Genomic DNA, 24007 nt, shown 5'->3' with positions numbered 1-24007 from the left:
GTGGGGTGCATGAGCCTCAGCGCCGCCGTCCGTCTCCGTCCTGGTCCGGTCGACCTGACCTCCGTCGAGACCGACGCCGCGCCCGGCTTCGAGGGTAGGAAGGCCGACGGCGAGGCGGCGCTGGCCGCGATGGGCGCCGAGCTCGCCGAGCTGCAGGAGCGGCTCTTCGCCGAGGGGCAGTCCGGCGGACGACGCAGCGTCCTGCTCGTGCTGCAGGGGATGGACACCTCCGGGAAGGGCGGCACCCTGCGCCACACCGTCGGCCTGGTCGACCCGCAGGGCGTGCGGATCACCTCCTTCAAGGCGCCGACCGAGGAGGAGCGGGCTCACGACTTCCTGTGGCGGATCGAGCGGGCGCTCCCGCTGCCCGGCATCCTCGGGGTCTTCGACCGGTCGCACTACGAGGACGTGCTGATCGCCCGGGTCCGCTCGCTGGCCCCGCCCGAGGAGATCGAGCGCCGCTACACCGCGATCAACGAGCTCGAGCAGCGGCTGGTCGACGGCGGCACCACCGTGGTCAAGTGCATGCTGCACATCTCGGCCGCGGAGCAGAAGGAGCGCCTCCTGGCCCGGCTCGACGACCCCACGAAGTACTGGAAGTTCAACCCGGGCGACATCGACGAGCGGACGCAGTGGCCCCGGTACCGCGAGGCCTACGAGGTGGCCCTGGAGCGCACCCACACCGAGGCCGCCCCGTGGCACGTCGTCCCGGCCGACAAGAAGTGGTTCCGCAACCTGGCCATCGGCACCCTCCTGCTGGAGGCCCTGCGCGGGCTCGACCCGCAGTGGCCGGCCCCCGACTTCGACATCGACGAGCAGCGCGGGCGCCTCCTCGACGAGGCGCCGATCGCGTGAGCCGCGACCGGTCCGGCCTGGCGTCGGTGGCGGTGACGCGCTACGTCACCCCGCTGCGCGAGGGCGGCAGCATGCCCGGCATCGTCGAGGGCGACGACCTCGGCACCTACGTCTGCAAGTTCCGGGGCGCCGGACAGGGTCCGCGGGTCCTGGTCGCCGAGGTGATCGTGGGCGAGCTGGCCCGCCGCATCGGGCTCAATACCCCGGTCCAGGTCGTGCTGGACCTGGTCGCCGACATCGCCCGCTACGAGGCCGACGAGGAGGTGCAGGACCTGCTGACCGCGAGCCTCGGCCTCAACCTCGGCATCGACTTCCTGCCCGGCTCGTTCGGCTTCGACGGGGAGGCGTCCGCGTCGCCCGAGGTGGCGGCCCGGGTGGTGTGGCTGGACGCGTTCTGCGCCAACGTCGACCGCTCGTGGCGCAACCCCAACCTGCTGCTGTGGGGTGACGAGCTCTGGGTGATCGACCACGGCGCCTCGCTCTACTTCCACCACGGGTGGTCGAACGGCGTCTCCGACCCCGTGCGCTTCGCCGGTCAGCCGTGGGACGCCAGCGACCACGTGCTGCGCCGCCGCGCCGGCGACCTCACCGCGGTCGACGCCGAGCTCAGCTCCCTCGTGACACCGGACCTGCTGGCCGAGGTCGTCGCGCTGGTGCCGGACACCTGGCTCGACCCGGTCCCAGGGGCGGAGAGCCCCGAGGAGCTGCGCGCGGCGTACCTGCGCTTCCTCACCGCCCGCCTCGGGACCCGCCAGTGGCTGCCCGGCGTGACGCGATGAGCGGCCAGGCCTACCAGTACGTCGCGCTGCGCTGCGTGCCCCGCGTCGACCGGGAGGAGTTCCTCAACGTCGGCGTCGTCCTCTACTGCCACGCCACCGACTTCCTCGGCGCGGCCTGGCGCGTCGACCCGGCCCGGATCGGCGCCCTCGACGCCCTCGTCGACCCCGACCAGCTCCGCACCGCGCTGGCCTTCGTCGACGCCGTCTGCACCGGGTCCGAGGACGCCGGCAGCGCGGGCGCAGCCCCGGTCAGCCAGCGGTTCGGCTTCCTCAAGGCGCCGCGCAGCACCGTCCTCCAACCCGGCCCGGTGCACGGCGGCATCACCGCCGACCCCGTCGACCAGCTCGACCGACTCCTCGTCCAGCTCGTCGGCTGACAGGCCCCCTCCAATCGCCCGCCCCGGCGGAGGTTGAGCAAGCGAGCGCCAGCGAGCGCCGACGAAACCCCCGGCCCGCCCACCCAACCACCCGGAGGTTGAGCAAGCGAGCGCCAGCGAGCGCCGACGAAACCCCCGGACCGTCCGCCCACCCCGGAGGTTGAGCAAGCGAGCGCCAGCGAGCGCCGACGAAACCCCGAGCCGGTTACCCGGAGGTTGAGCAAGCGAGCGCCAGCGAGCGCCGACGAAACCCCCGGCCCGTCCGCCCACCCCGGAGGTTGAGCAAGCGAGCGCCAGCGAGCGCCGACGAAACCCCCGGCCGTCCGTCCAACCATCCCGCGGCTGGCTCGAACTCGCTGGGCCAGGCGGCTCGACACGCGGGTCGCGCCCTCGTTCCTCGGACGCGCCACTTGCTCGACGACCGACGATCACGCCGGCCTCGTTCCTCGGCCGGCGTGATCAGACCGGGACGAGCTCGACTGCGCCGACGGCGTAGCGGGCCAGGACGACGCGCGCGATCTCCGGGTGCGCGCCGAGCGGGGCCGAAACCGCGACGGCGCCGGCCTCGACGGCGAGCTCGCAGGCCCGGTCCGTGAGGACGCCGGGGGTCAGGAAGAGCGAGGCGACCGCGATGTGCCGGCGTCCCTCGGCGCGGAAGGCGCGAACGGCCTCGCCAGTGGCCGGCGGGGCGCTGCCGGCGTACGCGGCGGTGACCGGGAGCCGGTGGTGGGTGCCCCACAGGCGGGCCAGGCGGGCGACCGACTGGTTGGCGAGCGGGTCGGTGGACCCGGCGGCGGCGAGCACCAGCGCGTCCAGCTCCCGGATCCGCGAGCTGCGCAGCGCCTCGCGGAGCCGCTCGTCGAGGACCTCGAGGAAGCACGCCTCGAGTCCGAGGTCGGCGCTGACGCGGACCTGGAGGCCGGGGTGGCGCGCGGTGGCGGCGTGGACGGCGTCCGCGACGCCGGGCACCTCGGAGCCGGAGCCGTCCGAGAGCACGAGCGGGACGACGACGACCTCGTCGTGACCGGCCTTCACGAGGCGGTCGACGACGGCCTGGAACTCCGGGCGGACCCAGCGCGCGGTCGAGCCGGCGGGGCTGTCGGCGTCGAGGAAGGCACGCTCGACCCGCAGGTCGGGGCGCTGCGACCGCACCTCGTCGACGAGGGCGGCGACGGCCTTGGTGGTCCGGGAGTCGCGGCTCGCGTGTGCGAGGGCGACCAGGGCGGGAGCAGCCATCAGGGCCGCCTCCTCTCAGTCAGGGCCCAGACGAGGGCGGAGCGGGGGATCACGTGTGGATCCCGCACTCGGTCTTGGTGGTGCCGGCCCAGCGCCCGCTGCGCGGGTCCTCGCCGGGCGCGACGCGTCGGGTGCAGGGGGCGCACCCGATCGAGGGGTATCCGTCGTGCACGAGCGGGTTCACCAGGACGCCGTTGTCGGCGATGTACCGCTCGACCTGCTCGTCGCTCCAGCGGGCGAGCGGGGAGACCTTGACCTTGCCCTTCTTCGCGTCCCAGCCGATCACCGGCGCGATGACGCGGTTGTGCGTCTCGGCGCGGCGCAGGCCGGTCGCCCAGGCGTCGTAGCGGGCGAGGGCGTCGGCCAGCGGGGCGACCTTGCGCATCGCGCAGCAGGCGTCGGGGTCGGTGCGGAAGAGGTCCTTGCCGAACTCGGCGTCCTGCTCGGCCACGCTCAGCTTGGGGGTGATCGAGAGCAGGTTGACGTCCATCGTGGCGCCGACGGCGTCGCGCGTGCCGATGGTCTCCACGAAGTGGTAGCCGGTGTCGAGGAAGACGACGTCGACGCCGGGCACGACCTTGGCCGCGACGTGGGCCAGCACGGCGTCGCCCATCGAGGAGGTGATCGCGAACCGGTCGCCGAACGTCGCGGCGGCCCACTCGATGATCGTCTCGGCGGGGGCGAGCTCGAGCTCGGCGCCCCAGTGGGACACGAGGTCGCGCAGCTCCTCGGGGGAGCGGCCCTCGGCCGAGACGCCGCGCGCGGCGCGGGCGGTCCGGGTGGTGAGCGTGCTCATGCGGGGTCCCCTCGGCGTTGTTCGGCGGCGGAGCGCAGCGGGGGAGGCGAAGAACGGCGTGGGGTGCTGGTCATCGGACGACTCCTTCCGGGCGCAGGAGACCGAGGGACTTCAGCGAGAAGACGCGCTGGCAGTCCCGGCACTCCCAGGCGCCGCGGGTCGCCTCGTGGGGCCAGAGGTTCTGGTCGCCGCAGTACGGGCAGTGGAACGGGACGGCGCGTTCGCTCATGACGTCGCCAACACCTTGTCGCCGCGCAGTAGTCCCTCGTCGGCGCGGGCGACCCAGGTGGCGAAGTCCTCGCCGAGGTCGACGCGGTCCTGGAGGTAGTTGCTGACGACGGCGGTGATGTAGTCGTCGAGCCCGGCGCTGGTGACCTTGTGGGCCCGCAGCTTGCGCCCGAAGTTGGCCTGCAGCCCGGTCGCACCCCCGAGGTGCACCTGGAAGCCCTCGACCTGCTGGCCCTCGTGCATGACGAGCTGCCCCTTGAGGCCGATGTCGGCGACCTGGGTGCGCGCGCAGGCGTTGGGGCAGCCGTTGACGTTGACGGTGATCGGGGTGTCGAGGTCGGGGAAGCGCTGCTCGAGCTCGCCGACCAGGCGGCGGGCGCGCTCCTTGGTGTCGACGATGGCGAGCTTGCAGAACTCGATGCCGGTGCAGGCCATCGTGTTGCGCCGCCAGGTCGAGGGCCGGGCCGAGAGCCCGATCTCGTCGAGGCGGGCGACCAGGGCCTCGAGCCGCTCGGGCTCGACGCCGATCAGCACGATCTTCTGGTACGGCGTGAGGCGGGCACCGGCGACGCCGAACTCCTCGATGGCGTCGGCGAGCTGGACCAGCAGGGTGCCGGAGATGCGGCCGGCGATCGGCGCGACGCCGACGTACTTCTTGCCGTCCTTCTGGTCGTGGACGCCGATGTGGTCGCGGTGCCCGACGGGGGAGGCGGGCGAGGGGCAGGAGACGAGCTCGCGGCCGAGGTACTCCTTCTCCACGACCTCGCGGAACTTCTCGATGCCCCAGTCGGCGACCAGGAACTTGAGGCGGGCGCGCGAGCGGAGGCGGCGGTAGCCGTAGTCGCGGAAGACGCCGGCGACGGCCGACCAGGCGTCCGGCACCTCCTCGAGCGGGATCCAGACGCCCATCTTGGCGGCCAGCATCGGGTTGGTGGAGAGCCCGCCGCCGACCCAGAGGTCGAAGCCGGGCCCGTGCACGGGGTGGACGGTGCCGACGAAGGCGACGTCGTTGGTCTCGGGGGAGACGTCGTGGCTGGGGTGACCGGTCAGCGCGGTCTTGAACTTCCGCGGGAAGTTCGAGAACGCCGGGTCGCCGATGAAGCGGTCGAAGATCTCCTCGAGCGCCGAGGTCCCGTCGATGATCTCGTCGACGGCGACGCCGGCCACCGGGGAGCCGAGGAAGGGTCGCGGGGAGTCGCCGCAGGCCTCGAGGCTGCTCAGCCCGGCGGCGTCGAGGCGGTCCCAGATCGCGGGGACGTCCTCGATGCGGATCCAGTGGTACTGGATGTTCTCGCGGTCGGTGACGTCGGCGGTGTCACGGGCGTACTCGACGCCGATCTCCCCGAGCGCGCGGACGGCGTCGTGGGTCAGCAGCCGGCCGTCGGAGCGGACGCGGAGCATGAAGTACTCGTCGTCGAGCTCCTCCTCCTCGAGCGTCGCAGTCTTGCCGCCGTCGAAGCCGGGGGCGCGCTGGGTGTAGAGACCCATCCACCGGAACCGGCCGCGCAGGTCGGCGGGGTCGATCGAGGCGAAGCCGCGCTTGGAGTAGGTGTGCAGGATCCGGTCCCGGACGTTGAGCGGGTCGTCGTCCTTCTTGGACTGCTCGTTCTTGTTGAGCGGCTCGGTGTAGCCCAGCGCCCACTGACCCTCGGCGCGCTTGGTGCGCGGGATCTCGGTGTGGACGGGCGGCTTCGACTGGTGGCGCCGATCGGGCATGGGGATGGTCCTTCGCTGGACGGCGGCGCGCGGGGCGACCACCGGGAGACTGTGTCCGGGGTGGGATTCAGTAGCCCGGACACATGCTGCTGCGCGTGCGCCCGAAGTCCACGTGGCGTCGAACCACGAGGTGGGCGTGCGTAGCGGCGGTGACCATGGACACCAGTCTCACGGTTCGGACACCAGGTCCACAAACGCGGATCTCGTGATGTGAGACCGCGATCCACCATGTGAGACGAGCGGGCTCTCCCCGGGCGGTGGTCGCGTCGGTGGTGCGAGCCACGTCACATCCGCGCGCCGTGGCTGCCCGGGCCGGGAGGCGGGACGCCGTCCGCGGCGGCACTAGGGTGGCGGTCATGGCCGACCTCTCGTCCCTCACCAGCTCCGCGTACAGCCAGGCACTCGAGGTCATCGCCTCCGTGGAGCCGCGCATCGCCGAGGCCACCCGCAAGGAGCTCGCCGACCAGCGCGGCTCCCTCAAGCTGATCGCGAGCGAGAACTACGCCTCGCCCGCCGTGCTGCTGACCATGGGCACCTGGTTCAGCGACAAGTACGCCGAGGGCACCGTCGGCCACCGCTTCTACGCCGGCTGCCAGAACGTCGACACCGTCGAGTCGCTCGCCGCCGAGCACGCCCGCGAGCTGTTCGGGGCGGAGTACGCCTACGTGCAGCCGCACTCGGGCATCGACGCCAACCTGGTCGCCTTCTGGTCGATCCTAGCCCACCGCGTCGAGGGCCCGTGGCTGGAGAAGGTCGGCAGCAAGAACGTCAACGAGCTCACCGACGCCGACTGGGAGTCCCTGCGCAAGGAGCTCGGCAACCAGCGCCTGCTCGGGATGAGCCTGGACGCCGGCGGCCACCTGACCCACGGCTTCCGCCCCAACATCAGCGGCAAGATGTTCCACCAGCAGCAGTACGGCACCGACCCGACGACCGGGCTGCTCGACTACGACGCCCTGGCCGCGAAGGCGCGCGAGTTCAAGCCGCTCATCCTGGTTGCCGGCTACTCGGCGTACCCGCGGCGGGTGAACTTCGCCAAGATGCGTGAGATCGCCGACGAGGTCGGCGCCACGCTCCTGGTCGACATGGCGCACTTCGCCGGGCTCGTGGCCGGCAAGGTCTTCACCGGCGACGAGGACCCCGTCCCGCACGCCCACGTCGTGACCACCACGACCCACAAGAGCCTGCGCGGTCCGCGCGGCGGCATGGTGCTGGCGACCGAGGAGTACGCCCCCAGCGTCGACCGCGGCTGCCCGATGGTGCTCGGCGGGCCGCTCTCGCACGTGATGGCCGCGAAGGCCGTGGCTTTCGCCGAGGCCCGCCAGCCGGCGTTCCAGACCTACGCCCAGGAGGTCGCCGACAACGCCAAGTCGCTCGCCGAGGGCTTCCTGTCCCGCGGCGGCTCGCTGGTCACCGGCGGCACCGACAACCACCTGGTGCTGCTCGACGTCTCGGGCTTCGGGCTCACCGGCCGCCAGGCCGAGTCGGCCCTGCTCGACGCCGGCGTGGTCACCAACCGCAACTCCGTCCCGGCCGACCCGAACGGCGCCTGGTACACCTCCGGCATCCGCCTCGGCACGCCCGCGCTCACCACCCGCGGGTTCGGCCACGACGAGTTCGACCTCGTCGCCGACCTGATCGTGCAGGTGCTCCAGAACACCGAGCCCGGCACCACCAAGGCCGGCACGCCGTCCAAGGCGTCCTACCGCCTCGCCGACGGCATCGCCGACCGCGTCAAGGACGCCTCGGCCGAGATGCTCGACAAGCACCCGCTGTACCCGGGCCTCGAGCTGAGCTGACCCGCGTCAGCCTGCGGTCGCCTCGACCAGGTCGAGGCTGAGCCGCGCCAGCGCCGCCCGCCCGGCCGCTGTCTCCTCGGTGGTGGCCGGGTCGTCGGGCAGCGCCGACAGCCCGGCGAACAGCAGGAGCTGCAGGGCGTGGGCGCGGCGGACGACGTCCTCGTCGACGACGAGTCCCTCCTCGGCCAGCCCCCGGGTGTAGGCCGTCACGCACGCGGCGTCCAGCTCGGGCAGGTCGACCGGGGGACGGCGTCCGAGCTGGACCTCGCCGGCCACCAGCTGGCCGAGGTCGTGGCCCACCGCCTGCGGCATCCAGAAGCCGAAGTCGACGAGCACGAAGCCGTCGGACGTCGCTCCGGGCAGCAGGTTGTTGGGGCTGGCGTCGCCGTGGCTGGTCGCCCTCGGCAGACCGCTCAGCTCACCGGCGTGGGCCGACGCGAGCTCCGCGGCAGCACGGAGCCGGTCGCGCAGCCCGGCGTCGAACGTCGCCGCGACGACCGGCTGGCGCCAGACGTCGTCGGAGCGCAGCACCGGGACGACCTGCCCGGCGAGCCGGCCGTGGACGTAGTGGAGGACCGACCACTCGAAGTGGCCGGCGTCCGCGAGCGGTGCGACCCGCGGGCTCGCCGCGAGGCGTCCGAGCAGGTACGCCGCCCGCTCGTAGCGGGCCAGGTCCCAGGCGAGGGGCGGGTGCGTGACGTCCTCGAGCCAGACGGCGGCCGCCTCCGGCTCCAGGTCGACGACGCCGAGCGCGCGGGCCATCGCGAGGCCGTCGGGCAGCCGGTCGCGCAGGTCGGAGCGGTAGACGCACGACTCGGTGCGCCACGGGACGCTCGCCGCCGCCATCTCCCGCATGGCCTCGGGCACCAGGGCGAAGAACGCCGAGTACCGCCACGCCTGCACGTGCTTGACGAAGATCCTCGTGTCGCGGACGCCGGTCGCGGTGCGCGCGGAGCAGGAGACCCACCACCGCGCGACCGTGGTGATCGACGGGAGGTCGTAGGCGACCCGCTCGGCGGTGGAGCCGAGCAGCTCGACCGACGGCTCGCCGAGCAGGTCGGCGACCATCGCCGACAGGGTCGCGTCGTCGACGTCGGCGGGGCCGAGCAGGGACCGGTCGTGCACCCCTCGATCGTGCTCGCGGTCCCGCGGCCGCCACAACCCGTGATCTGGGGACGTTCAGGTGCGGCGGTACTCGACCTCGGGCCGGCCGCCACCGCCGTAGCGCTGACCGCGCTCGAGGGTGCCGGTGTCGGCGAGGTGCTCGAGGTAGCGGCGCACCGTGACCCGCGACGCGCCGACCAGCTCGGCGACCTCGGACGCCGACAGCGCCGAGTCGGAGGCGCGGACGACGACCACCACCGCCCGCAGCGTCTCGGCGCTCATCCCCTTGGGCAGGTCGGGCGCCGCCGGGCGCAGCGTGCCGAGCATCCGGTCGACCTCGTCCTGCATCACCTCGTCGGGCGCCGCGTGCAGCCGGGCCCGGTACTCGGCGTACTGCTCGAGCCGGGCGCGGAAGGTGGCGAAGGTGAACGGCTTGAGCAGGTAGAGCACGACGCCGTGCGCGACGGCGTGGCGCACCACGTCGGTCTCCCGGGCCGCCGTCACCGCGATGACGTCGACCAGGTCGCCGGCCGCGCGGAGGCGCTGCAGCAGCCCGAGCCCGTGGCCGTCGGGGAGGTGCATGTCGAGCAGGACCAGGTCGATGCCGCCCCGCTCCAGGAGGCGGGCGGCCTCGCCCGCCGAGCGGGCGACGCCGGTGACGACGAAGCCGGGGATCCGGCCGACGTAGGTCGCGTGGGCCTCCGCCGCGAGCTCCTCGTCCTCCACGACGAGCACCCGGACCGCGCCGGCGTCGTCCTCGCCGCTCACGACCCGAGCTCCACGACGAAGGCGGCGCCGCCGAGCTCGGACCGCTCGACCCGGACGTCGCCGCCGTGGCGGCGGGCGACCTGGCCGACGAGCGCGAGGCCGACGCCGCGTCCCTCGGCCTTCGTGGTCCAGCCCCGCTCGAGCACGTGCGCGCGCTCCTCCTCGCTCAGCCCCGCCCCGGTGTCCTCGACCGTGATCGAGGGCCGCGCGGCGGTGCCGCCCAGGGTCACCCGGACCCGGCGGCCCGCGCGGTCGGGGACCTCCGCGACCGCGTCGAAGGCGTTGTCGACGAGGTTGCCGAGCACGGTGACGAGGTCGCGGCCGGGCACGTCGCCGGGCAGCTCGCCACGGACGTCGAGGTCGACGCCGCGCTCGCGCGCCTCGGCCGTCTTGCCGAGCAGGAGCGCCGCGACGACCGGGTCGCCGACCGCGCCGACGACGTCGTCGGTGAGCCGCTGGGCCACCTCGAGCTCCTCGGTGGCGAAGGCGACGGCGTCGTCGGGCCGGCCCATCTCCACCAGCGAGACCACGGTGTGCAGCCGGTTGGCCGCCTCGTGGGTCTGGGCCCGGAGGGAGTCGGTGAGCCCGCGGACGACGTCGAGCTCGCCGGTCACCGACTGCAGCTCGGTGCGGTCGCGCAGGCTGACGACGGCGCCGACCGAGCGGCCGTCCCACTCGGCCGGTGACGAGCTGACCACCAGCACCCGATCACCGGCGAGGTAGAGGTCGTCGGCCTCGGCGGTGCGGCCGAGCGCGGCCTCGACCAGGCCCGGCGCGAGCCCGAGGCTGTGCACCAGCCGGCCCTGGACGTCGTCCGGGAGGTCGAGCAGGCGCCGCGCCTCGTCGTTGACCAGCTGCACGCGGCCGTCGGGGTCGATGAGCAGCAGGCCCTCGCGGACGGCGTGCAGCACCGCCGAGTAGTACTCGTACATCCGCGTCATCTCGAGCTCGCCCATCCCGTGGGTCTGCCGCCGGAGCCGGCGGCTGACCAGCCAGGCGCCGAGCAGGCCGGCCCCGAGGACGACGCCGGCGGCGAGCCCGATCGCGGCCAGGTCGTCGCGCAGCCGGCGCTCGATCGAGCTGATCGTGATGCCGACCGAGACCAGGGCGACGACGTCGCCGTCGTCGAGCACGGGGACGACGGCGCGCATCGACGGGCCGAGGGTGCCCGCGTACTCCTGGGTGAAGATGTCACCCTCCGGCGCGCCGCCGAGGTCGCCGATGAAGGGCTTGCCGATGTTGGCAGGGTCGGGGTGGGTGAAGCGGGTGCGGTCGGGCGCCATGATCGTCACGAAGTCGACCGCGGTGTCGGCGCGCACCCGCTCGGCGTAGGGCTGCAGGTCCGCCGACGGGTCGTCGGTCGCGAGCGCGTCGACGACGGCGGGGGAGTCGGCCACGGACCGCGCCACCGCCACCGCCCGCACGGTCGCGGTGGTGCGCGCGTCGCGGTGGGCGTCGTAGCCGGCGAGGCCGAGGGAGGCCAGCACCAGCACGAGCACGACCGCCACCTGCAGCACCAGCACCTGGCGGGCGACGGAGAGCGGACGGCGGGGCACCGCTGCATCCTGCCGCACCGGCGGCGCTTCCCGGCAGGTCAGCCGTACGCGCTGCCGGTGCCGCCGACGAGTGTGGGACGGACCTCGACGACCTCGAGCGCCTCGGCCGGCCCGGGAACGGTGTGGGTGTCGGGGATCGGCGCCCACGGTCCGCCGTTGACGCGGTAGCGGCCGGTGTAGGTGGTGTCGAGGCTCGGCGCGACCTGACCCTTGCTGCGGTACTGGTGGACGACGTCGCCCCGCGGGTGCGGCCCGCCGGGGCTGGCCGTGGTCTCGACCGTGGTGTCGCCCCAGTGCCAGGTGAACTCGCTCGGCGTGGCCTCGATGGTGACCCGCTGGCCCAGCAGCCGGACCTCGCGGGTGATCGGGGCGGTGTCCTCGGTGAAGAAGTAGGTGTCGAAGTTGACCGCCGTGCGCCCGCGCGGGGGTTGGATCGTCAGCTCGCTGGCGGGCCACGCCAGCGCCTTGAACGCGCGCACGACCATCCCTGGCGTCACCTGCGGTGGCGCGGCCGGCTCGCCCGGCGCGTCGGTGACGCAGGTGTCGTCGACATCGACGCCGTTGACGTAGACGTCGTAGACGTATCCGCTGTATCCGTCCTCGAAACAGTTCGGGGGCCCGCCGTAGCAGACTCCTTCTCCCAGTCCGCACTGCTCGCGAATCTCGACGTCCGAGTTCCCGTAGGAGGACGGCACGACGTCTCCGCCTGTCCCCGCAGAAGAGGCGCCATCAGTCTGATGTTGTGCATGGACTTGCTCGAGGCTGATTGGCGGGTTTCGTGGACCTGGATCGAGCGCATTGGCCGTGTCTATCGCCACGGTCGCCGCGGTGATCGAGAGGATCAGTCCAAAATCGCGTATCGCGTGACGACCCATGCGTCGTCCTCCTTCGCCACGGTGATGGTGATCGTGTCTCTACCGCCCTCGAGGCTCTGAGGCGCTTCGCCACTGGCTGTCACGTACTCCGTGTTTCCTACGCGGCGTGCAACCTCGAACTGGCGCACGCCATCCGTTCCTCCGGTACTCCGAATACTGATCAAGCGTGTCCCAGCGAAATTCACGTACCCGCCGTCGGCGTAGTACGACTGGATGCCTTCGGCGAGGTCGTTACAGGAAACGCAGCTCCGAGTCATTGCCAGGAACGTTTCGGGATCGCCCGAGTTTTGCATCGCATCAAGCTCACGTTGCCAGCGCCGGACGAACTCCTCCGGCGTCTCGTCCGCCGGCGGCTCGGACGTCGGCTCAGACGTCGGCGTAGCCGAGGTCACCGGGTCGACGCTGGGCGTGGACGACGACGACGGTGGGTCCTCGACCTTCGGCTCCGGATCGTCGGTGCACGCGCCGAGGCACAGCGCGAGAGCGAGGGCCGCGAGCGGGGCGGCGAGGTGTCGAGGGTGCATCCGCGTGGTCCTTCCGAGTGACCGACGTCAGGGCACGCAAGTTACTCCGCCCGCGGCCGTTCGGGAACCGGGCAGACCCGCCCTGTGGAGGACGCGGCGGCCACGGGTGTGGTGGCGAACACAACGAACACAACGGTGACCGGGGTCACAGCAGCCACCAGGGTGACGGGTGTCGGGACGCGCCCGGCCGCCCCCGGGCACACCAGGAGGATCGATGAGCACCACGCCGTCGGCGCACGCGCCGCAGTCCCCACCGCGTCAGGTCAAGAACCGCACCCACTACCTCTACCTGGCAGTGATCGCGGCCGTCGTCCTCGGCATTGCGGTCGGGATCCTGTTCCCGAGCTTCGCCGTCGAGCTCAAGCCGCTCGGCGAGGCCTTCGTGGCCCTCATCAAGATGATGATCCAGCCGGTCATCTTCTGCACGATCGTGATCGGGGTCGGCTCGGTGGCCAACGCGGCCCGGGTCGGCAAGGTCGGCGGGCTCGCGCTCGCCTACTTCATCACGATGTCGACCTTCGCCCTCGGCATCGGCATGGTCGTCGGCAACATCCTGCACCCGGGTGACGGCCTCAACCTGGACGACGAGGTCGCCGGCGCCGGACAGGAGCAGGCCGCGGCCGGCCACGGCAGCACCTCGGAGTTCCTGCTCGGGGTCATCCCCGACTCGATGCTCTCCGCGCTCACCTCCGGCGAGGTCCTCCAGACCCTGCTCGTCGCCCTGCTCGTCGGCTTCGCGCTGCAGCGGATGGGCCGGGCCGGCGAGCCGATCCTGCGCGGCATCAACACCATCCAGAAGCTGGTCTTCCGCGTCCTGGCGATGATCATGTGGGCCGCGCCGGTCGGCGCCTTCGGGGCCATGGCCGCCGTCGTCGGCGCGACCGGCGCCGACGCGCTCAAGAGCCTGGCGGTGCTGATGATCGGGTTCTACGTCACCTGCGCGCTGTTCGTCTTCGTCGTCCTCGGCACCATCCTCAAGCTGGCCACCGGCGTGAACCTCTTCAGCCTCCTGAGGTACCTGGGCCGGGAGTTCCTGCTCATCGTGTCGACGTCGTCGTCCGAGTCGGCCCTGCCCCGCCTGATCGCCAAGATGGAGCACGCCGGCGTCGACAAGCCGACCGTGGGCGTCGTCGTCCCGACCGGCTACTCCTTCAACCTCGACGGCACCGCGATCTACCTGACCATGGCCTCGCTCTTCATCGCCGAGGCGATGGGCGACCCGCTGTCGATCGGCGAGCAGATCTCGCTGCTGCTGTTCATGATGATCGCCTCCAAGGGCGCCGCGGGCGTCACCGGCGCCGGCATGGCCACCCTCGCCGGCGGCCTGAGCTCGCACCGCCCTGAGCTGGTCGACGGGGTCGGCCTCATCGTCGGCATCGACCGCTTCATGAGCGAGGCCCGCGCGGTCACCAACTTCGCCGGCAACGCCGTCGCCACCGTGCTCGTCGGGCACTGGACCGGCGGCCTGGACCGGGCCAAGCTCGACGCCGTGCTCGGCGGGCACGACCCCTTCGACGAGACCACGATGCTCGACGACCACGACGCCGAGCCGGTCGAGGCGGGGGAGTCGAACCCCGGCGTCGCGCTCGAGAAGGAGCCGGTCAAGGCCTAGCCCGGCCGGACGTCGTCCATCTCACCCGGGTGGTGGGGCCGCGGATCCCCGATCCCGGCCCCGCCACTGGTTAGCGTGGAGGCCATGCCCTCGGAGCCCTCGGACGACGCCGCCGCGGCGTCGTCCCGGGGTGCCGGCCTGGCCCGCCGGGCCGCCCACACGCTGTGGCGCCTGGTCGTCACCACCGTCTCCTCCTGCCTGCGCTACCGGGTCACCGGGCTCGCCGCGGAGGGGGCGTTCTTCGCCGTCGTGTCCGTGCCACCGCTGGTCTTCGCGCTGGCCGGCGGCATCGGCTACGTGTCCGCGCGGTTCAGCGCCGACCAGGTCGAGGACGTGCGGCGCGCGATCCTCGACTTCAGCTCGACCTTCCTCACCGACTCCGCCGTCGACAAGGTCATCAACCCGACGATGGAGTCGGTGCTCGACGGCGGCCGGCTCGACGTCGTCTCGCTGGGCTTCGTGCTCTCGCTGTGGTCGGGCTCGCGCGCGCTCAACGTCTTCGTCGACACCATCACGATCATGCACGGGCTCGGGGGCCACCGCGGGATCGTCAAGACCCGGGCACTGTCGTTCGTGCTGTACATCCTGGCGGTGCTCACCGGCGCGATCTCGATCCCGCTCGTGATCGCCGGCCCGGGTCTGGTCCGCGCCTGGCTGCCCGAGCGGGCCGACTTCCTGATGCAGTTCTACTGGCCGATCGTCATCGTCGTGTGCGTCTGCTTCCTCGCGACGCTCTACCACGTGTCGGTGCCGGTGAAGACGAACTGGAGCTTCAACCTGCCCGGTGCCACGTTCTCGCTCGTCGCGTGGATCCTCGGCTCGTACGTCCTGCGCTGGGTGCTGACCGCGACGGCGGCCGACTCCAAGTCGATCTACGGGCCCCTGGCGGCACCGATCGCCGTCCTGCTGTGGCTGTACCTGGTCGCGATCGCGGTGCTCATCGGTGCGGCGGTGAACGCGGCGTTCGACCAGGTCTTCCCGCAGAAGCACACGACCCGGGCCCGGCTCGAGCTGATGACGCGACTGCGCACGGTGATGACCCGCGAGACGACGCCCGTCCCCCCGGAGCGCCCGGACCCGCCCGAGCCGCCCGAGCCGCCCGCCCCGACCCAGCCGGTGCGCGTGACGCCGCGCCCCGCGCCGACCAGGTCGGCGGCGTCCGAGCGTGCCGTCGGCGACCCCGCGCCCCGCACCGACTAGGTTCACCCCGTGAGCCACACCGACTCCGAGGGCGCGCGGAGCAGCAGCCGGGGGAAGGTCAACCTCCCCGAGCGCAACCGCTCGCCGTGGTGGCAGCTGGGCAAGCGGCTCCTCATGGCGCTCGGCATCCTCGTCGGCACCGTCGCCCTGGTCTACTTCGACCGCGAGGGCTACAACGACAACGGCGACCCGACCAACACCATCAGCCTGATCGACGCGTTCTACTACACGACCGTCACCCTCAGCACGACCGGCTACGGCGACATCGCGCCCGCCAGCGACAACGCCCGCCTGATCAACGCCCTCGTCATCACCCCGGCCCGCATCGCCTTCCTGGTGCTGCTCATCGGGACCACGCTGGAGGTGCTCGCCTCCCAGGGACGCGAGCTCATCCGCATCGCACGTTGGAGGAAGACCGTGGGTCACCACATCGTCGTCGTCGGCTACGGCACCAAGGGGCGCAGCGCCGTCGAGACGCTCGTCAACAACGGCTACGACCGCGAGTCGGTCGTCATCGTCGACCCCAGCGCCACCGCGCTCGCCGAGGCGCACGCCGACGGGCTGGCCGTCGTCACCGGCGACGCGACCCGCCGCGAGGTGCTGCGCCGCGCCGGCGTCGCCGACGCCGACCAGGTCATCATCACCACCGACCGCGACGACTCCAACGTCCTCGCCACGCTCACCGTGCGCCAGCTCAACCCGGACGCGTGGATCGTCGCCGCCGTCCGCGAGCAGGAGAACGCGCCGCTGATGCGCCAGTCGGGCGCCAACTCGGTCATCACCTCCTCCGACGCGGTGGGCCGGCTGCTCGGCCTCTCCACCCTGTCGCCGACGCTCGGCACCGTGATGGAGGACCTGCTCACCTACGGCGAGGGCCTCGAGGTCGCCGAGCGCGAGCTGCTGGTCTCCGAGGTGGGCAAGCAGCCGCAGGGCGTGGCCGACCAGGTGATCGCGGTCGTGCGCGACGAGAAGGTCTACCGCTACTTCGACCCGGTGGTCGCCCTGCTGGCCCGCGGCGACCGCCTCGTCGTCGTCCGGCCGGCCAAGGAGCTGCCCTGGGCGCCGCGCCCGGGCACCCACAACGAGGACTTCGCCTCCGACGAGGAGTGACGCGCGTACAAGCACGTACACCACGGCCGCGCCCGACCACCGGATCCCGGTGCTACGCGGCGCCGCACCGGCAGGTGGGTCGTGCTGTACGTGCTTCTACGAGGGCGACGGCCGCGACCAGCACCCGGCGGACGTGCGCGGGGTCGAACATGACGTCCTCCCAGGCGAAGCGGAGGACGACCCACCCGTCGACGACGAGCAGGTCGTAGCGCCTCGCGTCCCTCGCGAGCTCCGCCCGGCCGCCGTGCCACTCGAAGGAGTCGCACTCCACGACGATCTTGAGCTCCTCGTCCACGAGGTCCGGTCGTGCCGTGCTCCAGGGTGTCCGGATCGTCCGCTGGGGGCGCACCGCCAGTCCCGGCACGTCGAGCGCGATCGCCCGAGTCACGGACTCGAACGGGTTGGCCGCCTCGGCGTCGGCCTCGGCGAGCACCCGGCGGGCCTGCCGAGAGCCGTGGCCGCTGACGGCGGCCGCGCGGCGCAGCGCCGCCGGGTCGACGTCGTGGCGCAGGGCGGAGTCGGCGACGGCCAGCGCCTCGTCCCACGGCAGCCGGGTGAGGCAGTGGCGCAGCGTGGTCTCCGCGTCGGTGGCGACGCCGTCGACCAGGTCGGCGGCATGCAGGTCGTAGCGGTGCAGCTCGACGCCGTCACGGCGCGCCCGGCTGACCTTGCGGCCGCGCGGCACGGCGACGTGGGGCCGCTCGGGCACGACCTTGACCTCCCAGCCGTGGTGCAGCGCCGCGCTGGTCAGGCAGAGGACGCCGCCCACGCGCTGGGCGGCACGGACCGCGGCGCCGGTCGCTGCGGTGGTGTAGCGGCCCCTCCCGGAGGCCACGACCAGGCCGGCGGCGAGCGCGGCGTCGACCTGGGCGCGCGACGTCGCGGCGACGAGGACGGCGCGCGGGAGGTACCCGCCGGCTTCCTCGATCAGCTCGACCACCGTCACCGGACCAGGATCGACGGCCGGCGACCCGGGCGCACCCGGTCATCCACAGCCGGCCCGAAAAAGAGTTGAACCGCCGGAGTCTCGGGTCTCCAGCGGTCCAACAACCCCAACGTTAGCGGGGCGGTCCAAGCCGCGCAGCGAATCGCCGAAGTTCGAGCCGAAGATGTTCGAGCCGGCCGCGTACGCCGCTCGCGGGGGGAGCACGGAGCCCCACCAGATGGAGCACCGGCGGGGCGCCGTGGGTCCGACGCAGCCATGGGGGACGTCGCTGCGTCGAACCGTTCTCAAACCTAACGCGCCCGGCGCAGCCTCCACCACCCCCAAGATGGGCGACGAACCTTCCGTAGAGTCACCGGCATGCCCTACGAGCTCCGCGGCTGGGTCGAGACGACGATCGAGGTCGTCTACGTCGACGACCTCGAGCAGGAGGCGCGCTTCCTCGACGGCCTCGCGTCCGACCCCGCCTTCGCGGGGGTGACGGTGCTGCCGACCGTCACCGCTGGCCCGAGCCTGAACGCGATGGTCGAGGGCCTCGAGGACCGCAGCGTCTACCTCCGCATCGCGACGCCCGCGGTCACCGTGGCCGGCCTCGTCGCCGCCGTCCAGGACTGGGCGGCGACGTGCTTCCCCCCGGCGCCCGAGGACTGAGCGACCCGGAAGCCGCCCGCCGGCCCGTCGGTGGGCTCTGGAATGCTCTGCGGCGCGCGGGACGCCGCGCACGACGTCCCGGGGAGGGCAGATGAGCGAGGTCGCCGCCGAGCTGGCGCGGGTCAAGGACGCCTTCGCGCAGCCGACCCTGACCCTGCTCCACCAGCGCCAGGCGCACGTCGTCATCACAATCTTCCGCACCGCGTTCGGGCGCAACAACAAGCCGATCCCGACGGCGCGGCTGCACGCGCAGGTCGAGGAGCACCTGGCGGCGGTCCGGCTGACGGGGGAGGGCGACGTCCCGCAGGGCAGCGGACGCGACCTGTGCCACCGCTGGATGCGCGGGCAGTGGCTGGTGCGCTCGCTCGACGAGACCGGCCACGAGGTCTACACGCTGACCTCCCACGCCCAGCAGGCCCTCGAGCTGGTCAAGAACCTCGCCCGCGACCGCGCGACCCTCAGCGAGCACCGGATCTCGACCATCCTCGGCTCGGTGCGCCGCTTCAACTCCGAGGCCAACCCCGACCGCACGGCGCGGGTCACCATCCTCAACGCCGAGATCGCCCGGCTCCAGGCCGAGCGCGACCGGCTGGTCGAGGGCGCCGAGCTGGTCGGCGCGACCGAGGACTACATGCTCGAGGGCTTCACCGAGCTGCTGTCGCTGATCTCGGCGCTCCCGAGCGACTTCGCGCGCGTCGAGGAGCGGTTCGGCACCATCCGCGGCGAGATCCTCGCGGCGTTCCGGGCCGAGGACCGGCCGGCCGGCGAGGTCATCGACGACTACCTCGCCCGCGCCGACGCGCTGATGACGGCCACCCACGAGGGGCGGGCGTTCGAGGGCGCCTTCGCCCTGCTGCGCGACGACGCCCTGGTCACCCAGCTCCGCGAGGACCTCAACGCCCTGCTCGAGCACCCGCTGTCGGGCGCGATCCTGAGCGAGGCCGAGCGCGCCGAGCTGCGCGGCACGGTCCGGCTGGTGCGCGACGGCCTCGACCGGGTGCTCGCCCAGCGCTCGCGCGTGACGGCGACGCTCAAGGAGTACATCGTCTCCCACGACGCCGTCCGCGACCGCGAGCTCGAGCAGACGCTGCGGCAGGTCGAGTCCGAGCTGACCACCTGGATGGCGACGACGGGGCCGCGCGCCACGCACGACGTCGCGCTCCTGCCGCTGCGTGCCGGCGTCGACCACCTGCGCGAGCGGTTCCACGACCCGGCCGACGACGTCCTGCCGGAGCGCCTCGGTGGCGCCGACCCCGACGACGCCCCGGCGGTGTCGCTGGCCGGCCTGATGGCGCAGGGTGGCCCGCAGCTGACCTCGCTGCGCGAGCGGCTCGACGAGGCGCTGCGCTCGCTGCTGCCGGCGGCCTCGCTGGGCGAGCTGTTCGACGGCTTCGAGCCGGAGCTGCGGCGTCCGGTCGAGATCCTCGGGCTGCTCCACCTGGCGGCCGACCACGAGTGGGAGGCCGACGACGTCGCCGAGTCGTTCGCCGCCGTCCGGCCCGACGGCACGCGCCGCACCTTCGCCGTGCCGCGGCTGCCCCTGCCCGACCCCGACCTGCGAGAGGCGACCCGATGAGTGCCGACACCGACACCGACATCGACGTCCACGACGACGACCTCCACCGGGAGCTCGACGAGGAGCACCTCGACGACGGCTCGGTCTCGCTCTTCGAGGGCGACGAGGGCGGTCTGGAGCACGCCCAGCGCCACGCCCTGGTCACGCTGCTCAAGCAGCGGTTCATCAGCGCCCGCACCCACCCGCGCGACTGGCAGGTGCTCCTCGACCACGAGCGGGTGCTGCGCTCGCGGCTCAACGACCTCTTCCTCGACCTCGCCGTCGACCGCGCCCGCGAGGTGGCCTGGAAGCGACAGGCGGTCTCCGAGACCGGCAGCCGCTTCCCGACCCTCCTCTACGACGCCGCCTGGTCGCGCGAGGAGACGCTGGTGCTGGTGCACCTGCGCGACCGGCTCCGGGCCGGGCACGCCGGCGGCGACGCGCGGGTCTTCGTCGACCGGGAGGACGTCGTGTCCTACGTCGAGACGTTCCGGCCGGCGCACGCCACCGACGAGGCCGGCGACGAGAAGCGGGCCCGCGCGGCGGTCGCCACGGTGGTGAAGTCGGGGCTGCTCATCGGCGCCGTCGGCGACGACCGCTACGAGATCAGCGAGGCCGTCGAGCCGCTGGTCCCGCTCGAGCTGCTCCAGGAGCTCCTGGAGGCGCTGCGACGGGCCAACGGCACGGCGCCGGTCGAGGACGAGGCCGACGTGCCCCTCGACGTGGCGGTGGACGAGGCAGGGGAGGGCTGAGATGTCGATCGACGAGGTCGAGCACGTCGAGGACGTCGACGACAACGACGGGCACGGCGAGCACATGGAGGCCGGCGAGCCGGGGGAGGGCTTGTTCGACGAGCGGGTCGTCTCTGCGCCGGCCGACGACACCGTGCAGTGGCGCGCGACGCTGCTGCAGCTGGTCAACTGGGGCGGCTTCGGGGGGCTCACCTCGGTGCCGCTGCGCGGTGACACGACGATGATCTCGGGCGCCTCCGGCGTCGGGAAGTCCACCATCCTCGACGCCTACACCGCGCTGATGATGCCCTCCGACACCAAGTTCAACGGCGCCTCCAACGACGCCGTCGCGGGGCGGGCTCGCGGCGTCGGGCAGCGCAACCTGCTGTCGTACCTGCGCGGCGCCGTCGACGTCGTCGACGACCCCCGCACCGGGCGGCCGGTCGAGGTGCTGCTGCGCGGCCGGGGCGCCGACACGTGGGGCGCGGTGGCGATGACGTTCGTCAACGACCTCGGCGGCCGCTTCACCGCGGCCCGCATCTACTACGTGCCGCGGCGCGCGACGCGGCCGGCCGACGTCCAGATGCAGCTGGCGACCTACGAGGGGCCGCTGCCACTGGAGACGCTGGAGGTCGCCGTCCCCGAGCGCTTCCACGCCCACACCCTCAAGAAGCTCTACCCCGGCCTGCGGGTGCACCGCACCTACGCGGAGTTCTCGGCGGTCCTGCACGCCCGGCTCGGCATCGGCGCCAACGGCGACGGCGCCAAGGCGCTGCGGCTGCTGGCCCGCATCCAGGCCGGCAACCAGGTGCGCAGCGTCGACGAGCTCTACAAGGACATGGTGCTCGAGCGGCCCTCGACCTACGCCGCGGCCGACCGCGCCATCGAGCACTTCGACGACCTCGACACGGCCTACTCCGCGATGCGCACCGAGGAGCAGAAGCTCGACCTCCTCGAGCCGATCACCGAGCTCCACGAGCGCCGGGTCGCCGCGGCCCGGCGCCTGGCCCAGCTCGACTCGTACGGCGTCACGCAGGCCGGCGACACCCCGCTGCGGCTGTGGCTGCTGCGCACCCACCGGCGCCTGCTCGAGTCGGCCGTGGTCACCAACCGGGCCGACCGCGCGGCGACGTCCGAGGCGCTGACCGCCACGCGGTCCGCCGAGGCGCGGCTCGTCGGCGACCTCGAGGCCGCCAAGGAGGCCCACCGCGCCGCCGGCGGCGGCGACCTCCAGGCGCTGGCCGCGCAGGTCGAGCACGAGCGGGTGATCCGCGAGGAGCGCGGCAACCGCCTCGCCGAGCTCGAGGAGCGGGTCTACCCGTTGGTCGGGCTGACCGGCACCCTGGCCGACACCTCGGGTGACGCCGACCTGCCCGACCTCGACTCGGCGCTCGACTCGGCCTCCGCGTTCGCCGGCCTGCAGGTGCTGGCGCGCAAGCGGCTCGCCGCGGCCGACGACCAGCAGGCCGCCCTGCGCGCCGAGCACCAGTCGGTGCTGCAGCTGCAGGTGCCGCTCATGTCCGAGCAGGCCGAGCTGCGCCGCGAGCGCGCCTCGCTCGAGACCCGGGCGGGGCGGGTGCCCGCGCACCTCGACGGGCTCCGTGCGGCCGTGGCCCGGGCGAGCGGGCTGTCGGTCGAGGAGCTCCCGTTCGTGGCCGAGCTGATCGACGTCGCCCCCGACGAGGCCCGGTGGCGCACGGCGATCGAGACCGTCCTCGGCGCGAGCGCGCGCACGATGCTGGTGCCGCTCGACCGCCTCGCGTCGTTCTCCGCGGCGATCGACGGGCTGCGGCTCCCGGGGCGTTTGGGCTTCGAGGGTGTCGAGCTCGACCTGCCCGACGCCGGCCCGGCCGATCCCGAGCGGGTCGCCGGCAAGCTGCTCTTCAAGGACTCCCCGTTCTCGGGGTGGGTCCAGCGCCACGTCGCCGAGTCGGGGCGCAACGCCGTCTGCGTCGACGACGCCCGCGGCCTCGACGGGGCCGGCCTGCGGGTCACCGCCGCCGGCCAGACCCGCAGCGGTCGGCGGGGCACCCACGGCCGCGGCGAGACCCGCAACATCATCGGCTTCTCCAACGAGGACGCGATCGCCGAGCTCGACGCCCAGCTCGTCGACGTCGGCCGCCGCCTCGACGACGTCGGCGCCCGGCTCGACGACGTGCGGCGCCGTGAGCGGGTGCTCGGGCTCCAGGGCAAGGCCTACGACGCCATCGCGATGGCCCGCTTCGACGACGTCGACGTGGCAGGCAGCGACCGTCGGATCGTCGAGCTGGAGCAGCGCCGCGCCGACATCCTGACCTCCGACGACCAGCTGCAGGTGCTCCAGGCCCAGATCGACGACCTCGACGCCCGCCTCGACACGACCCGGCAGGAGAGGTTCGGCCTCGAGCGGCACCAGCAGGCGCTGAACGCCGCGCACGGCGAGCTGGTCGAGTCCGAGGACGCCGTCACCGACCGCCTCGACGCCGCCGAGGCCGCCGGTCGGGTGGTGCTCACCGAGGAGCAGGACGCCGGCCTGGCGGCCGAGCTCGCGGCCGCGGTCGCCCCCGCCGATCCCGACGAGCTCGACCGGTTCGGGGAGAACTCCCAGCGGCTGCGCGACCGGCTCCTGGCGGCGGTCTCCTCGGCCGACGGCGAGACCCAGCGGATCGACGGCGAGCTGGCCGGCATCTTCCGCGCCTACAAGTTCCAGTGGGACTCGCCCAACCTCGGCGCGAGCGCCGACTCCTACCCTGACTACGCCCGCATCCTCGACGAGATCCGCGGCAACGGGCTGGCCGCCCGGCGCTCGGAGTGGCGGCGCCGGCTCACCGAGTGGAGCGGCCAGGACCTCGTGCCGCTCGTCGGAGCGATGGCGGCCTCCATCGAGGACATCGAGGACCGCCTCGAGCCGATCAACGCGATCCTGCGCCGCCTCGAGTTCGGGGCCTCGCGCGACCGGCTCCGGATCCGCCTGCGGCGGCTGGCGCCGGTGCACGTCCAGGTCTTCATGCGCGACCTGCGCGCGCTCTCGGCCGGCTCGACCACCGAGCTGGGCGAGGCCGACCTCGAGCAGCGCTTCGCCGACCTCAGCCGCTTCATGCAGCAGCTGCGCAAGCCGGCCCAGGCCGGGGACGCGGCGTCCGGGGCGGGCCCGACCGACCGCGACCGGCTGCTCGACGTCCGCCGGCACGTGGAGATCAGCGCCGAGCGCTACGACCACCTCACCGGCGAGCTCCGCGCGACCTACCGGACGCTGGGGGAGAAGAGCGGCGGCGAGAGCCAGGAGCTCGTCGCCTTCATCGTCGGCTCGGCGCTGCGGTTCCGTCTCGGCGACGAGATGCGCTCGCGGCCCCGCTTCGCGCCCGTCTTCCTCGACGAGGGCTTCGTCAAGGCCGACTCCGAGTTCGCCGGCCGCGCCGTCCAGGCCTGGAAGGGCCTCGGGTTCCAGCTGATCATCGGCGTCCCCCTCGACAAGGTCACCGGGCTCGAGCCCCACATGGACGACCTGCTCGCCATCACCAAGAACAGCACGACCCACCGGTCGTGGATCACGCCGATCAGCGACGTCGACCGGAGCAAGGAGTAGGGGGTACCCGAACGGCTGCTGGGAGCA

General features: G+C 73.0%; 21 protein-coding genes. 11 read left to right on the top strand and 10 right to left on the bottom strand.

Annotated elements, in window-relative coordinates:
- Positions 1-9 precede the first annotated feature (9 nt).
- Genes FE634_RS12450 through FE634_RS12440 form a run of 3 tightly spaced genes read left to right on the top strand, consistent with a single transcriptional unit; the run spans position 10 to position 2011 of the window.
- On the top strand, positions 10-855 hold the full coding sequence (locus FE634_RS12450) for a polyphosphate kinase 2 family protein (RefSeq protein ID WP_148240645.1): 846 nt from the start codon (positions 10-12) through the stop codon (positions 853-855).
- Positions 852-1634, top strand: coding sequence for a HipA family kinase (locus FE634_RS12445; protein ID WP_262347404.1), 783 nt, complete (start codon positions 852-854; stop codon positions 1632-1634). Before FE634_RS12450 ends, FE634_RS12445 begins: the two co-directional genes overlap by 4 nt.
- Complete coding sequence (locus FE634_RS12440; protein WP_148240644.1) at positions 1631-2011, top strand: DUF3037 domain-containing protein; 381 nt, start codon at positions 1631-1633, stop codon at positions 2009-2011. The genes FE634_RS12445 and FE634_RS12440 overlap by 4 nt, the downstream gene beginning before the upstream one ends.
- A 459-nt stretch (positions 2012-2470) precedes the next feature.
- Here FE634_RS12440 and FE634_RS12435 read toward each other — a convergent pair whose 3' ends face one another.
- From FE634_RS12435 to FE634_RS12425, 4 genes are all read right to left on the bottom strand, one after another.
- Positions 2471-3247, bottom strand: coding sequence for a sirohydrochlorin chelatase (locus FE634_RS12435; protein WP_137293571.1), 777 nt, complete (start codon positions 3245-3247; stop codon positions 2471-2473).
- A gap of 49 nt (positions 3248-3296) precedes the next feature.
- On the bottom strand, positions 3297-4043 hold the full coding sequence (locus FE634_RS12430; RefSeq protein ID WP_137293570.1) for a phosphoadenylyl-sulfate reductase: 747 nt from the start codon (positions 4041-4043) through the stop codon (positions 3297-3299).
- A gap of 70 nt (positions 4044-4113) precedes the next feature.
- Positions 4114-4272 carry a transposase gene (locus FE634_RS21085; RefSeq protein ID WP_187366697.1) on the bottom strand — a complete coding sequence of 53 codons (159 nt, stop codon included), beginning with the start codon at positions 4270-4272 and terminating at the stop codon, positions 4114-4116.
- Complete coding sequence (locus tag FE634_RS12425; protein WP_138876060.1) at positions 4269-5987, bottom strand: nitrite/sulfite reductase; 1719 nt, start codon at positions 5985-5987, stop codon at positions 4269-4271. The genes FE634_RS21085 and FE634_RS12425 overlap by 4 nt, the downstream gene beginning before the upstream one ends.
- Before the next feature lie 356 nt (positions 5988-6343).
- Between FE634_RS12425 and FE634_RS12420 the strand changes: the two genes are divergently transcribed.
- Positions 6344-7786 (top strand): glycine hydroxymethyltransferase, encoded by a 1443-nt coding sequence (locus FE634_RS12420; protein WP_137293568.1) that lies wholly within the window; start codon positions 6344-6346, stop codon positions 7784-7786.
- A gap of 6 nt (positions 7787-7792) precedes the next feature.
- On the opposite strand, the gene FE634_RS12415 is transcribed toward FE634_RS12420, so the two are convergent.
- The 5 genes from FE634_RS12415 to FE634_RS12395 all read right to left on the bottom strand — a co-directional run bounded on the left by FE634_RS12415 (position 7793) and on the right by FE634_RS12395 (position 12613).
- Complete coding sequence (locus tag FE634_RS12415) at positions 7793-8911, bottom strand: phosphotransferase (protein WP_148240643.1); 1119 nt, start codon at positions 8909-8911, stop codon at positions 7793-7795.
- 54 nt (positions 8912-8965) lie between these two features.
- Complete coding sequence (locus FE634_RS12410; protein WP_138876057.1) at positions 8966-9658, bottom strand: response regulator; 693 nt, start codon at positions 9656-9658, stop codon at positions 8966-8968.
- Positions 9655-11214 (bottom strand): sensor histidine kinase, encoded by a 1560-nt coding sequence (locus FE634_RS12405; protein ID WP_262347403.1) that lies wholly within the window; start codon positions 11212-11214, stop codon positions 9655-9657. The genes FE634_RS12410 and FE634_RS12405 overlap by 4 nt, the downstream gene beginning before the upstream one ends.
- A gap of 38 nt (positions 11215-11252) precedes the next feature.
- The gene (locus FE634_RS12400) at positions 11253-11909 is read right to left on the bottom strand and encodes a hypothetical protein (RefSeq protein WP_138876055.1); all 657 of its coding nucleotides are present in this window, start codon (positions 11907-11909) and stop codon (positions 11253-11255) included.
- A 146-nt stretch (positions 11910-12055) separates the two neighbouring features.
- Positions 12056-12613, bottom strand: coding sequence for a hypothetical protein (locus FE634_RS12395; protein ID WP_138876054.1), 558 nt, complete (start codon positions 12611-12613; stop codon positions 12056-12058).
- A gap of 214 nt (positions 12614-12827) precedes the next feature.
- Between FE634_RS12395 and FE634_RS12390 the strand changes: the two genes are divergently transcribed.
- The 3 genes from FE634_RS12390 to FE634_RS12380 all read left to right on the top strand — a co-directional run bounded on the left by FE634_RS12390 (position 12828) and on the right by FE634_RS12380 (position 16535).
- The gene (locus FE634_RS12390) at positions 12828-14225 is read left to right on the top strand and encodes a cation:dicarboxylate symporter family transporter (RefSeq protein WP_148240642.1); all 1398 of its coding nucleotides are present in this window, start codon (positions 12828-12830) and stop codon (positions 14223-14225) included.
- 84 nt (positions 14226-14309) lie between these two features.
- Positions 14310-15425: a YihY/virulence factor BrkB family protein gene (locus FE634_RS12385; RefSeq protein ID WP_148240641.1), complete on the top strand. Its 1116-nt coding sequence runs from the start codon at positions 14310-14312 to the stop codon at positions 15423-15425.
- 114 nt (positions 15426-15539) lie between these two features.
- Positions 15540-16535: a potassium channel family protein gene (locus FE634_RS12380; protein ID WP_137293601.1), complete on the top strand. Its 996-nt coding sequence runs from the start codon at positions 15540-15542 to the stop codon at positions 16533-16535.
- Positions 16536-16587: 52 nt separating this feature from the next.
- Here the strand turns inward: FE634_RS12380 and FE634_RS12375 are convergent, their stop codons facing one another.
- Entirely contained in the window at positions 16588-17481 is an 894-nt protein-coding gene (locus tag FE634_RS12375; RefSeq protein WP_138876053.1) for a DUF559 domain-containing protein, read from the bottom strand.
- 357 nt (positions 17482-17838) lie between these two features.
- Between FE634_RS12375 and FE634_RS12370 the strand changes: the two genes are divergently transcribed.
- The 4 genes from FE634_RS12370 to FE634_RS12355 all read left to right on the top strand — a co-directional run bounded on the left by FE634_RS12370 (position 17839) and on the right by FE634_RS12355 (position 23980).
- On the top strand, positions 17839-18129 hold the full coding sequence (locus FE634_RS12370) for a hypothetical protein (RefSeq protein ID WP_137293560.1): 291 nt from the start codon (positions 17839-17841) through the stop codon (positions 18127-18129).
- A 91-nt stretch (positions 18130-18220) separates the two neighbouring features.
- A complete protein-coding gene (locus tag FE634_RS12365; RefSeq protein ID WP_138876052.1) occupies positions 18221-19705 on the top strand; it encodes a DUF3375 domain-containing protein in 1485 nt (494 codons plus the stop codon).
- Positions 19702-20436 (top strand): DUF4194 domain-containing protein, encoded by a 735-nt coding sequence (locus FE634_RS12360; protein ID WP_138876051.1) that lies wholly within the window; start codon positions 19702-19704, stop codon positions 20434-20436. Before FE634_RS12365 ends, FE634_RS12360 begins: the two co-directional genes overlap by 4 nt.
- 1 nt (position 20437) lies before the next feature.
- Positions 20438-23980, top strand: a complete 3543-nt coding sequence (locus FE634_RS12355; protein ID WP_262347402.1) for an ATP-binding protein — start codon at positions 20438-20440, stop codon at positions 23978-23980.
- The last annotated feature ends 27 nt before the right edge of the window (positions 23981-24007 follow it).

Source organism: Nocardioides sp. S-1144 (assembly GCF_005954645.2).
Lineage (GTDB): Bacteria > Actinomycetota > Actinomycetes > Propionibacteriales > Nocardioidaceae > Nocardioides > Nocardioides dongxiaopingii.
The sequence above is the reverse complement of the archived record's forward strand: the minus strand, read 5'-3'. Positions and strand labels throughout refer to the sequence as shown.